This is a genomic window from Microvirga sp. 2MCAF35, assembly GCF_052115545.1.
Taxonomy (GTDB): domain Bacteria; phylum Pseudomonadota; class Alphaproteobacteria; order Rhizobiales; family Beijerinckiaceae; genus Microvirga.
This window is the reverse complement of sequence record NZ_JBFRGW010000012.1, coordinates 21,346-33,602: the sequence shown is the minus strand read 5'-3', so window position 1 is coordinate 33,602 and position 12,257 is coordinate 21,346. Positions and strand designations below refer to the sequence as shown.

Here is a 12,257-nt window from a genome sequence, read left to right as displayed (position 1 = left end):
TCGAATCAAGCTTTGGCGGCGGAGCGGGCGTTCGCAACCTTGGGCGCGGGCTTGGCGGATGCCTGCAGCATCCGGGCCGAATAGCGGTTACGGCTGTTGGCCAAGTGCGCGCGCATCATGGCAGCGGCGAGGTTCGAGTCGCCCATGGCGATGGCATCCCGGATCGCCCTGTGCTCGCGTTCGATCACGCCGAGATAGTCGCGCTGGCGCTGGTCCACACCCACTGATTCCAACTGGCCGGAGCGGCGGGGGACGGCGAACTCCCCGAGGAAGTCGAGGAAGCGCGCGAAGTAGGGATTCTTGGTGGCGCCCGCGAGGATGCGGTGGAATTCGAGATCCGCCGCGATGCCGTAATCCTCGCCCTTGACGATGTTCTCCAAGGCTCTGTCGAGCGCCTCCATCTCCTCGTCCGTCCGGCGTACGGCCGCAAGAGACGCGGCTTCCACTTCCACGGCGAGGCGCAGTTCCAGCATGGCCAGGATGTCATCCACCTCGCCGTTGCTGAGGGACGCGAAGAAATCCGATTTCGGCGGAGGCGGGAGCACGAAGGCGCCGGCACCTTGCCGGGTCTGGACGAGCTTGGCCGCCTTCAGCGCCGCCACGGCCTCGCGCACCACGGTGCGGCTGACGCCGGCGGCGGCGGCGAGTTCTGCCTCGGTCGGCAAACGATCGCCCGCCTGCAGCCGCCCTTCGGCGATCTCGCGGGAGATCGCTTCCGCCAGATCGCTCACGAGATTTCGTTTGCGAGCGACGGTGTTGAGGGACAGATCGGAGAGGAAGGAGCGTTCGTTCATGGAGCCGTTGATGCCTCTTGCAAGGCGTTGAGATTGAAAGACGTCTGGATGCTGCTTCCGATTGGTTCGAAAGCGATCCGTCAAGCCCCGCGCCGGGTTCCGGAGCTTCGGCCGGCCACACGCGGATGTGCCCGGTCCGGTAGGCCAACTTGTCGTATGTCTCACTACCTTGCCAGCATCTCCCAAGTCAAAAGAAATCGTTATTACAGCAGCTTTCCCTGGTGGAAACCCGCCTCTGGGAGACGAGTGTGCACGGATGCGACACGCTTGTCAAAATTTGTATGTTGCCATACAAGATATATCGCAGTTCCGGCGCCTCAGCTCAACAAAACGGAATCAGGGAGAGAACGCATGAAGACATGGCTCGCCGCGATAGGCCTTTCGCTCCTCGGCGCAGGGGCTGGATTCGGCTCCGCGCAGGCGCAGGCTCCGGACTGGCCGCAGAAGCAGGTCACGATCGTCGTGCCGTTCGGCCCGGGCGGAACGACCGACCTGTTCGCCCGGATCGTGGCCGAGCAGCTTCATGCCAAATACGGCAAGCCCTTCATCATCGAGAATCGCCCCGGCGCCGGCGGCAATATCGGCACGACGGCCGTCGCCAAGGCCGCGCCCGACGGCCATACGCTTCTCGTCGGCACGGTGAGCACGCATGCGATCAACCCGTTCCTCTACAAGAATCTTCCCCATGACGCCGAGAAGGACTTCGTTCCGATCACGGCCCTGGCCAAGCTTCCCAATCTCCTGGTGGTGAACCCCAAGATCCCGGTGAAGACCTTTGCGGAATTCGTCGAATACGCCAAGCAGAACCCCGGCAAGCTGAACTACGGTTCGTCGGGGGCCGGAACGTCGCAGCATCTCGCGGCCGAACTGTTCCAGCTCAAGACCGGTGCCAAGATGACCCACGTGCCGTTCCGCTCTTCCCAGGACATCGTCAATGGCCTGATCGGCGGGCATATCGACCTTGCCTTCGACAACATGACCATCGCCTGGCCCCAGGCGCAGGGTGGAACCGTGCGGGCGCTCGCCGTCACCAGCCCCGAGCGCAGCCAGCAGGCCCCGGAGATCCCGGCGGTCGCCGAGACTCTAACCGGTTTCGATGCGACCTCCTGGAACGGCCTGTGGGCGCCGGCCGGCACCCCGCAGGCCATCGTCGACACCATCGCGGCCGATGTGAAGACGATTCTCGAAAAGCCCGAGATCCAGAAGAAAGCGGCCGAAATGGCCTCGACGACGGCGCCGATGACCCCGAAGCAATTCGCCGAATACATCCAGAGCGAGCGGCGGAAATGGTCCGAGGTCGTCAAGACCGTCGGCATCCAGATCGGCCAGTAACAGCCCACCCGCGCAGAACCGACCCTGAAAACAGAGAGACAATATCCATGCTGACGACCATCGAGACCTCTCACCTTGCCCGCTCCGTCCTGGCGGTTCCGCCATTCGCCCTGACGGCCGATTTCGAGATCAACCGGGACGCCAATGCGAAGCTGATCCGCCATCTCGAGGCCGGCGGCGTGTCGACGCTGCTCTATGGCGGCAACGCCAACGTCCATAACTGGCCGGTGTCGAAATTCGCCGAATGGCTCGACGGCCTGGAGGAATCGGTGGCCGACAGCACGTGGCTGATCCCATCGGTCGGGCCCGATTGGGGCAAGCTCGTCGACGAGGCGGCGATCCTCAAGAGCCGCCGCTATCCCGTCGCCATGGCGCTGCCGATGATCGCGCCGCAGACGCCGGACGGCGTGGTGCGCGGGCTGCAGGATTTCGTGGATCGCTCCGGCGTGCCGCTGATCGTCTACATCAAGACCGACCAATACGTTCCCGCCAAGGCGATGGCGAAGCTCGTTGAGCAGGGCGCAGTCTTCGGCATCAAGTATGCGGTTCCGCGCACCGACCTGACCCAGGATGCCTACCTGCAGGAGCTCATCGACGCGGTCGGCGCGGAGCGCATCGTCAGCGGCTTCGGCGAGCCGCCGGCGCTGCCGCATCTCACGCATTTCAAGCTCGCGGGCTTCACGGCAGGCTGCGTCTGCATCGCGCCCCATCTGTCCATGTCCTTCCTCCATGCGCTGAAGCGCGGCGACGAGGCCGAGGCCCGGCGCCTGCTGGACATCTTCCTGCCGCTCGAAGCCCTCCGTGAGCGCCACAACGCGATCCGGGTCCTCCACACCGCCGTGTCCCTTTCGGGCGTGGCCGATATGGGGCCGATCCTGCCGCTTCTCACCGAGGCCGATCCGGCGGTTCATGGCGACATCAGGGAAGCCGCCAAGGCGCTTCTCGCGGCGGAAATGACCGCTCGACAGCAGGCCGCTGCTGCGTAATCTGGCCGGCATCATCGGTCAGCCGGCCCCGTGCCGGCAGCATGCAAAGCGTCTGTGCCCCTATGCCTGAAACTCACTCCGATCTCCTGGGCGTGCTCTCCGCACGCCTGGGAGAAAAGCACGTCATCGCCGATCCCGCCGGGATGGAGAGCTACCTCTTCGAAGAGCGGAAGCTCTATCGCGGCACGGCCCTGGCGGTGGTCCGTCCCGGCAGCACCGAGGAAGTCGCCTTCGTGGTGCAGGAATGCGCCAAGGCGAAGGTCGCCGTCGTGCCGCAGGGCGGCAATACCGGGCTCGTCGGGGGAGGGGTGCCGCATACGGGCATCGTCCTGTCCCTCGCGAGGCTCGACCGCATCCGCGAGATCAACCCCTTCAACGCCACCATGATCGTCGAGGCCGGGTGCATCCTGAAGACCATTCAGGACACGGCGGAAGAGGTCGATTGCCTCTTCCCGCTCTCCCTGGCGTCCGAGGGATCCTGCCGGATCGGCGGCAACATCTCGACCAATGCCGGCGGCGTGAACGTCCTGCGCTACGGCAATACCCGCGAGCTGATTCTGGGGCTCGAAGTCGTCCTCGCCGATGGCCGGATCTGGAACGGCCTGAAGAGCCTGCGCAAGGACAACACGGGCTACGACCTGAAGAATCTCTTCATCGGTTCGGAGGGGACCCTCGGCATCATCACGGCGGCGGTGCTGAAGCTCTTTCCGAAACCGAAGACACGCGTGGTGGCCTTCATCGGCTGCGCCTCGCCGCATGCCGCCCTCGATCTTTTCGAAGGCCTGCGCCAGACCATCGGCGATGAGCTTACGGCGTTCGAGTTCATGCCACGCTTCGCGCTGGACATCGTTCTGAGGCACGCCTCCGGCGCGGTCCGCCCCTTGAGCGGCGACCATGCCGCCTATGCGTTGATCGAAGTCGCGTCCCCCGATCCCGATCTCGACCTGCGCGAGCTCCTGGAAAAGGCCTTGGGAAGCGCCTTCGAGAAAGGCGCCATCGAAGACGCGACCATCGCCGCGAGCGAGGCTCAGAACGCGGCCCTCTGGCACCTGCGCGAAAGCCTCTCCGACGTGCAGGGACTCGAAGGAGGCTCGATCAAGCACGACATTTCCGTGCCAGTCTCGGCTGTTGCGGATTTCATCGTCACGGCGAGCCGGGCCTGCGAGGAAGCTCTTCCGGGAGTGCGCGTCTGCGCCTTCGGCCATTTCGGCGACGGCAACATCCATTTCAACCTGACCCAGCCCGTCGACATGGAGAAGGCGCTGTTCCTGGCCCAATGGGAGCGCTTCAACCGGATCGTCCACGACATCGTGCACGCCATGAACGGATCGATCTCCGCCGAGCATGGAATCGGCCTGATCAAGCGGGACGAGCTGGCGCGCTACAAGGATCCGGTGGCGCTCGACCTGATGAAGACGCTGAAGCGGGCACTCGACCCGCAGAACATCCTCAATCCAGGGAAAGTGGTCGCCCTCGAGGGAGATCTGCCGCCGGCCCTGCCTATGGGGAAGAAGGGTTGAGGGAGATCGTCAAAAGAGGTCGGCCGATCAAACTCTCACCTCATCCTGAGGAGCCTGCGGAGCAGGCGTCTCGAAGGAGGATCCAGAGAGCCCTGGAGGCGCCCTGATCCTTCGAGACGGAGCTAAAGCTCCTCAGAATGAGGGCTCAAGGAAAGGCCAGATCGCGCGTCGGACTCTAAGCTCGAAACCATGCATTTCGCCGCAGCCGTTTCGTTTTGATGGCGATTGAGGTAACAACATCAAAACCTGCAATGCGAGCCGACTGCCCTCGACCCGCAGAAATCTGGAGCTTCATGAACGCCCCCGTCGTCAGCAAGCAAGCCGTCCGAGATGCCGAGGCGACCAAGCGGCGCATCCTCGAAGCTGCGACGGCCGAGTTTGCCGGCCACGGCTATGGCGGCGCGCGCGTGGACCAGATCGCGGAGGCGGCCCGCACCAACAAGCGCATGCTCTACTATTATTACGGGAGCAAGGAAGCGCTGTTTCTCGCGACCCTCGAAGCGGCCTACGACCATATCCGCGCCGCCGAGCGCGAGCTGCACCTGGAGGAGCTTTCGCCCCTGCAGGCGCTCGAGGAACTCGTGCGTTTCACGTGGAATTATTTCGTCCAGTATCCCGAGTTCATGATGCTGCTCAACGCGGAGAACCAGCATCGCGCCGCGCACCTGAAGAAATCCACCCAGGTGCATACCATGAACTCCCCGGTCATCGAGACGATCGGCGTCATCCTCAAGCGGGGCGAAAAAGCCAAGATCATCCGCCGCGGCATCGACCCGGTCCAGCTTTACGTGTCGATCGCCGGGCTGTGCTACTTCTATTTGTCGAACGTTTATACCCTGTCCGTGGCCTTCGGCCGTGAGCTTCTGTCTCCGCCGGCCATGAAGGAGCGCATCGACCATGTGGTCGATTTTGTCCTAGCGGGTGTGCGCGCCTGAATTTTCCAAAGATCGCTTGACATGTCCGACAACCGGGCATCTAATTAACCAGGTAGTTACATAGAGCGGCTCGAGCCGCCGAAACTCGCCCTTTGGAAACGCCCTAGAGCGTCGTGTGAAGAAGTGGGAACCGGTTCTTCGCGAAGATCGATGCTCGATCGAAGAGAGAGCAGGCATTCTGATCCCGTCAGAATGCCATTTGCTCGAGAGGAAGACGCTGCATGACGTCGAAGCTCGCGCGCGCCAGTCAAAATCTGCTCAATTCCGCCTGGATCAAGCCGTTCGGGCTTCTTGTCCTGACGGTCGTGCTCTGGGATCTTACGGTCCGCATCTTTGCGATCCCGGCCTATCTGATCCCGCCGCCGAAGGACGTAGCAATCGCCTTCTGGAACGAGGGTGGCATGCTGCTCCGGGAAGCCGTTCCCACCACGACTGCCACGCTCGGTGGATTCCTCCTCTCCGCCCTGTTCGGCATTCCGATTGCGATGCTCATTGCGGGCTCGCGAACGGTCGAATCTTACGTCTATCCGCTGCTCGTCTTCTCCCAGTCGATCCCCAAGGTCGCGGTGGCGCCGCTCTTCGTGGTATGGTTCGGTTTCGGCATGGCCCCGAAGGTGATTTCGGCCTTCCTGCTCGGCTTCTTCCCCGTGGTCGTCGCCGGCGTGCAGGGCTTCAAGTCCCTCGATCCCGAGATGCGTGACCTCGTGCGCTCCATGAAGGCCTCGCGCCTCCAGGCCTTCACTATGGTCAACCTGCCACACGCGCTGCCGGCGATCTTTTCCGGCCTGAAGGTCTCCGTCACGCTGGCCGTCGTCGGCGCCGTCGTCGGTGAATTCGTCGGCGCCAATTCCGGCATCGGCTTCGTGCTCCAGCGGTCCATCGGCAATTTCGAGCTGCCGACCATGTTCGCGGCCCTCGTCATCCTGGCGATGATCAGCGTCATCCTCTTCTGGATCATCGATCTCGTCGAGCGTTTCACCGTGCCGTGGCACGCCAGCCAGCGGCACGACTTTGCAGCAACCGCCTGAACCATAAAGGCGGAGCCCACATACAAACGGAGGAAGTCCATGAAGAAACGTACGTTCCTGAAAGCCACCCTCTTCGCCGCCACGGCTCTCATGCCCTTCGTGTCGCTGCCGGCGCAGGCCGCGGACAAGGTCGTGCTGATGCTCAACTGGTACGTCTATGGCGAGCATGCGCCGTTCTTCTACGGCAAGGAGAAGGGGCTCTACGCCGCAGAAGGGATCGATCTCGAAATTCAGGAAGGACGCGGCTCGGCCGTGACCGTGCAGGCGGTGGCGGCCAAGACGGTCGACTTCGCCTATGCGGACGTGCCCACCATGATCCGCGCTGCCGTCAAGGGCGCTCCCGTCACGTCCCCCGGCGTGCTGCTGCAGAAGAACCCCATGTCGGTGATGGGATTCTCCGACAAGAACATCCGCAAGGCCGAGGACCTGCGCGGCAAGACGGTTGCGACGACGCCGGGCGATTCCATGTCGCAGATCTGGCCGCTCTTCCTGAAGAAGGCGGGCCTCAAGGAAAGCGAGATGCGCATCGTGTCCGGTGACGCGCAGACGAAGCTCAACGCGGTCATCAACGGCCAGGCCGACGTGCTCCTCGGCTACGTCATGGACCAGAGCATGAAGATCAAGGACGCGACGGGCAAGAACGTCACGCCGATCATGTTCGCCGATTATGGCGTCAACCTCGTGTCCTCCGGCATCATCGCCCACAAGGACACCTTGAAGGACAAGGCGGACCTCGTGCGCCGCTTCATGAGCGCGACCACCAAAGCCATCGAAGGCGCCGAGAAGGCTCCGGCCGAGGCGACGCAGGCCGTGCTCAAGGCCCTGCCGAAGGCCGGAAAGCCCGATACGCTGCAGGAGGGCTTCGAGCTGACGATCCCGCTCTACCGCACGGAAGAGACCAAGGACCAGCGTCCGTTCAACGTCACCGATGCCAACATGGCCGAGACCGTAAACCTGCTCATCGAGTACGGTGGCCTCGATCCTTCGGCCAAGGAGAACCCGAAGGCGTTCTACACCCGCGACTTCCTGCCGAAGGCCACCCAGTGAGCAGGGCTGCGCACGCCATGGCACATCTTCGTGTCATACCCGGCAACGAACCCAAGAGCGAGGCGTCCGCGCCTCGCAACATGATCGAGATTCGCAACCTCGCGAAAACCTATCGCACCCGGGGCGGCGACGTGCCGTCCCTGCGGCCGATCGATCTCGACATCACCGAAGGCGAGTTCGTCGCCGTGGTCGGGCCCTCGGGCTGCGGCAAGTCCACGCTCCTGAAGCTGGTGGCCGGCCTCATTCCGCCGACCGAAGGCGAGGTCCAGATCGGCGGCGTCGCCGTCCGGGAGCCGCCGGACGACGTGGGCATCGTCTTCCAGAGCCCGGTGCTGCTGCCCTGGCGCTCGGTTTTGCGCAACGTGATGCTGCCCGTCGAAGTGCGCAAGCTCGACCGTCAGAGCCATCTCGCCCGCGCCCGCAAGCTCCTGTCCATGGCGGGTCTCGAGGATTTCCAGAACAAGTATCCCTGGCAGCTTTCCGGTGGCATGCAGCAGCGCGCCGCGATCTGCCGTGCTCTGGTGCACGATCCGAAGATCGTGCTCATGGACGAGCCCTTCGGTGCGCTCGACGCCATGACGCGCGAACGCATGAATCTCGAACTGCAGCGCATCCACCACGAGACCGGCAAGACGATCCTCCTGATCACCCACTCGATTCCCGAAGCGGTGTTCCTGGCCGACCGCGTGGTCGTCATGTCGGAACGGCCGGGTGCGATTGCCGCCATCTACGATGTGACGCTGCCCCGTCCGCGCAATCTTGAGATCATGGGGCACCCGACCTTCGTCGATCTCACGCAAAAAATCCGCGCGCATTTCTACGCCCGCGGTCACCTGGACTAGGACCATGTCAGGCACCCGGCTTCGCTTCCGCGAGATTGAGGCCTTCGAACGTCCCATGCGCTTCGCGCGGCCGTTCCGGTTCGGGCTCGTCACCGTCGACGAGGCGCCCCAGGCCTTCGTGCGGGTCGTCGTCGAGGTGGAAGGCGCCGGCACCGCGACCGGCGTGACGGCCGAGATGATGATGCCGAAATGGTTCGACAAGAACCCGGCCAAGTCTCCGCAGGACACGATCGCAGATCTGAAGGCAAGCCTCGGCGAGGCCGCGCGAAACTACGCGCAGTCTCAGGACTGGGACACGGCCTTCGGCCACCACGCGCGCGGCTTCTCGGCTCAGAAGATGTGGGCCGCCGATCACGGGTTGCCCGGTCTCGTCGCCTCCTTCGGACCCGCGCTCGTCGACAAGGCGGTCGCCGATGCGATCCTCAAGGCGCTGAATCTCAACTTCGCCGAAGGCCTGCGCCAGAATGTCTTTGGTATCGACGCACGGCAGAGTCCGGATCTCGCCGAGGAGCGCATCCGGTCCTTCCTGTTGGGCCTTCAGCCGGTTGGAAATGTCCTGCTGCGGCATACGGTGGGGCTGCTTGATTCCCTCGACGGCGCCGGGGGTCTCGAAGACGAGATCCGGCTGGCCAACCTGAGGCTCTTCAAGATCAAGATCGGCGGCGATACCGATGCGGACATCGCGCGCCTGCAGGCGATTCACGATCTCCTGTCGCGGCACGTCCCCGATTATCGCGCCACCCTCGACGCCAACGAGCAGTACGATCCGCAGCGTCTGCGGGTTCTGCTCCAGGCCATGAGCGGCGGCCCTTTACGCGCCTTCCGCGAGCATCTTCTCTATATCGAGCAGCCCTTCGACCGGGCAGGGACCTTCGCCGCGCCCCTGGGCGACCTCGCGAGCGATATCCCGTTCATCATCGACGAGGCGGATGGCGATTACGATGCCTTCCCTCGCGCGGTGGAACTCGGCTATCAGGGCGTGTCCTCGAAGGCCTGCAAGGGGTTCTACAAGTCCGTCCTGAATGCCGTCCGCGTCTCTGCCTTGAACGAGGCGCAGCAGGCCAGGTTCTTCGTCTCCGCCGAGGATCTCACGTGCCAGGTTGGGCTTGGGATCCAGCAGGACACAGCGCTCGTCGCGACGCTCGGCCTGACCCATGCCGAGCGTAACGGACATCACTACGTCGAGGGCTTCGGCTCCGCACCGGCTGCGGAAGCGGCGCGCTTTGCGGCCGCGCATCCCGACCTCTACCGGAAGCAGGGCGACCGCATGGGCCTTGCCTTCGAGCGCGGATCGCTCCCGACCGCCTCTCTCTTGTCCGCTCCAGGTTTCGCCAGCGGGGCAGAGCCCGACTGGAGCAGTCTCGTTCCGCTCGCACAACATCGTCTTTGATAGGAGATATTCATTATGGCACAGCGCAGATTAGGCATCGTGATGCACGGCATCACCGGCCGCATGGGCATGAACCAGCACCTCATCCGCTCCGTCGCGGCGATCCGCGCCCAGGGCGGCGTGACGCTCTCGGACGGGTCGAAGGTGCAGCTCGATCCCATCCTGGTCGGACGCAACGCGGACAAGATCCAGGAACTCGCCAAGACCTACGGCATCGACCGCTGGACGACCGATCTCGATGCCGCCATCGCGGACCCGAAGGACGAGATCTTCTTCGACGCGGCGACGACCCAGATGCGCCCGACCCTGCTGGAGCAGGCGATCAATGCCGGCAAGCACATTTATTGCGAGAAGCCGATCTCCACGAACCTGCCTGAAGCCTTGAAGATCGTCCGTCTCGCCCGCGAGAAGGGCGTGAAGAACGGCACCGTGCAGGACAAGCTGTTCCTGCCCGGTCTGCAGAAGCTGAAGATGCTGCGCGATTCCGGCTTCTTCGGCCGCATGCTGTCCGTGCGCGGTGAGTTCGGCTATTGGGTCTTCGAGGGCGATTGGGGCCAGCCGGCGCAGCGTCCGTCCTGGAACTACCGCTCCGAGGACGGCGGCGGCATGATCCTCGACATGGTCTGCCACTGGCGCTACGTGCTCGACAACCTCTTCGGCGAGGTGCGCTCGGTCTCCTGCATCGGCTCGACGCATATCCCCGAGCGCGTGGATGAGAAGGGCAAGCCTTATCCCGCGACCGCCGACGATTCCGCCTACGCCACCTTCATGCTCGATGGCGGCGTGATCGCCCACATCAACATGTCCTGGTGCACCCGGGTCTATCGTGACGATCTCGTCACGTTCCACGTGGACGGAACGCACGGTTCGGCCGTGGCCGGCCTCACCGATTGCGTGATCCAGCCGCGCCAGGCCACGCCGCGCCCGGTCTGGAATCCGGATCAGAAGCAGACCATCGATTTCTACGCCGACTGGCAGCCGGTGCCCGACAACACGGTCTACGACAACGGCTTCAAGACCCAATGGGAGATGTTCGTCCGTCACGTGGTCGAGGACGCGCCCTACAAGTACACGCTGGTGGAAGGCGCCAAGGGCGTTCAGCTCGTCGAATGCGCTCTGGAGAGCTGGCGCGAGCGCCGCTGGGTCGACGTGCCGCCGCTGAACGTGGGCGCCGCGAAGGAGAAGCAGCATGAACCGGCCTGAAGCCGTCAGCGCCCTGGCGATCCGCCTGCCGCAGGCGGATCGCAGCCTGGAAACCTATAAGCTTTCCGCGCCGAAATCCTTCCCGGACAAGGTGAGCGGGCCGATGAACCGCATCGCGTTCTCGGCCGCCCACGTGGTCGCCGATCCGCTCGCCGATGCGGATCCGTGGCTGCAGGCCGCCATTGATTGGGACAAGACCATCGCCTACCGCGAGCGCCTCTGGGATCTCGGTCTCGGCGTGGCGGAAGCCATGGACACCGCGCAGCGCGGCATGGGGCTCGACTGGCCCACCTCTCTCGAGCTGATCCGCCGTTCGGTCGGCGCCGCCAAGGCGCGCGGCAATGCCCTGGTGTTCTCCGGCGCCGGCACGGACCATCTGGCTCCGGAAGCGGCGCGCAGCATCGACGACGTGATCCGCGCCTACGAGGAGCAGTTCGCCGCCATCGAGGCGGTCGGCGGGCGCATCATCCTGATGGCCTCGCGGGCACTCGCCCGCGTCGCCAAGTCGCCGGACGACTACGTCAAGGTCTATAACCGGATCCTCGGTCAGGCGAAGGAGCCTGTGATCATTCACTGGCTCGGCGACATGTTCGATCCGGCCCTGGCGGGCTATTGGGGCACGGACGACCTCGATGCCGCCATGGACACGGCCGTGGCGATCATCAACGACAACGCGTCCAAGGTCGACGGCGTCAAGATCTCGCTCCTCGACAAGGACAAGGAGATCGCCATGCGCCGCCGCCTCGACAAGCGCGTGCGGATGTATACGGGCGACGACTTCAACTATGCCGAGCTGATCGCCGGCGACGAGCAGGGTTATTCGCATGCGCTGCTCGGCATCTTCGATGCCATCGCGCCGGCGGCGTCATCGGCTCTCGTGAGCCTGGCTGCCGGTAATCTCGACGCGTTCCACGAGGCGCTCGCGCCGACGGTGCCGCTGTCGCGGCATATCTTCCGGGCGCCGACGCGGTTCTACAAGACCGGCGTCGTGTTCATGGCCTATCTTAACGATCACCAGGACCACTTCACCATGGTCGGCGGGCAGGAGAGCGCGCGCTCGACCCTGCATCTCGCCGAGCTCTTCCGCCTGGCGGACAAGGCCGGGCTGCTGCGGGACCCGGATCTCGCCGTGGAGCGCATGCGCCACGTCCTCGCCACGCATGGGGTGGAGGCTTGACGC

General features: G+C 64.2%; 11 protein-coding genes. 10 read left to right on the top strand and 1 reads right to left on the bottom strand.

What is annotated here, in order from left to right; translation table 11 throughout:
- Positions 1 to 5: 5 nt before the first annotated feature.
- Positions 6 to 794: a FadR/GntR family transcriptional regulator gene (locus tag AB4097_RS08480; protein ID WP_442038423.1), complete on the bottom strand. Its 789-nt coding sequence runs from the start codon at positions 792 to 794 to the stop codon at positions 6 to 8.
- 351 nt (positions 795 to 1,145) lie between these two features.
- Here AB4097_RS08480 and AB4097_RS08475 point away from each other — a divergent pair, with 351 nt between their 5' ends.
- The 10 genes from AB4097_RS08475 (at position 1,146) to AB4097_RS08430 (ending at position 12,254) form a co-directional block, all read left to right on the top strand.
- Positions 1,146 to 2,126, top strand: a complete 981-nt coding sequence (locus tag AB4097_RS08475; RefSeq protein WP_442038421.1) for a Bug family tripartite tricarboxylate transporter substrate binding protein — start codon at positions 1,146 to 1,148, stop codon at positions 2,124 to 2,126.
- Positions 2,127 to 2,173: 47 nt separating this feature from the next.
- Positions 2,174 to 3,112 carry a dihydrodipicolinate synthase family protein gene (locus AB4097_RS08470; protein WP_442038419.1) on the top strand — a complete coding sequence of 313 codons (939 nt, stop codon included), beginning with the start codon at positions 2,174 to 2,176 and terminating at the stop codon, positions 3,110 to 3,112.
- A 62-nt stretch (positions 3,113 to 3,174) separates the two neighbouring features.
- Positions 3,175 to 4,632, top strand: a complete 1,458-nt coding sequence (locus AB4097_RS08465) for an FAD-binding oxidoreductase (RefSeq protein WP_442038417.1) — start codon at positions 3,175 to 3,177, stop codon at positions 4,630 to 4,632.
- A gap of 293 nt (positions 4,633 to 4,925) precedes the next feature.
- Positions 4,926 to 5,567 carry a TetR family transcriptional regulator gene (locus AB4097_RS08460; RefSeq protein ID WP_442038415.1) on the top strand — a complete coding sequence of 214 codons (642 nt, stop codon included), beginning with the start codon at positions 4,926 to 4,928 and terminating at the stop codon, positions 5,565 to 5,567.
- Between the two features lie 221 nt (positions 5,568 to 5,788).
- Entirely contained in the window at positions 5,789 to 6,595 is an 807-nt protein-coding gene (locus AB4097_RS08455; protein ID WP_442038413.1) for an ABC transporter permease, read from the top strand.
- Positions 6,596 to 6,634: 39 nt separating this feature from the next.
- On the top strand, positions 6,635 to 7,642 hold the full coding sequence (locus tag AB4097_RS08450) for an ABC transporter substrate-binding protein (protein WP_442038411.1): 1,008 nt from the start codon (positions 6,635 to 6,637) through the stop codon (positions 7,640 to 7,642).
- 17 nt (positions 7,643 to 7,659) lie between these two features.
- Positions 7,660 to 8,484 carry an ABC transporter ATP-binding protein gene (locus tag AB4097_RS08445; RefSeq protein ID WP_442038409.1) on the top strand — a complete coding sequence of 275 codons (825 nt, stop codon included), beginning with the start codon at positions 7,660 to 7,662 and terminating at the stop codon, positions 8,482 to 8,484.
- A gap of 4 nt (positions 8,485 to 8,488) precedes the next feature.
- Complete coding sequence (locus AB4097_RS08440; RefSeq protein WP_442038407.1) at positions 8,489 to 9,874, top strand: enolase; 1,386 nt, start codon at positions 8,489 to 8,491, stop codon at positions 9,872 to 9,874.
- A gap of 15 nt (positions 9,875 to 9,889) precedes the next feature.
- On the top strand, positions 9,890 to 11,077 hold the full coding sequence (locus tag AB4097_RS08435) for a Gfo/Idh/MocA family protein (RefSeq protein ID WP_442038405.1): 1,188 nt from the start codon (positions 9,890 to 9,892) through the stop codon (positions 11,075 to 11,077).
- Positions 11,064 to 12,254 carry a dihydrodipicolinate synthase family protein gene (locus AB4097_RS08430; RefSeq protein WP_442038403.1) on the top strand — a complete coding sequence of 397 codons (1,191 nt, stop codon included), beginning with the start codon at positions 11,064 to 11,066 and terminating at the stop codon, positions 12,252 to 12,254. Before AB4097_RS08435 ends, AB4097_RS08430 begins: the two co-directional genes overlap by 14 nt.
- The last annotated feature ends 3 nt before the right edge of the window (positions 12,255 to 12,257 follow it).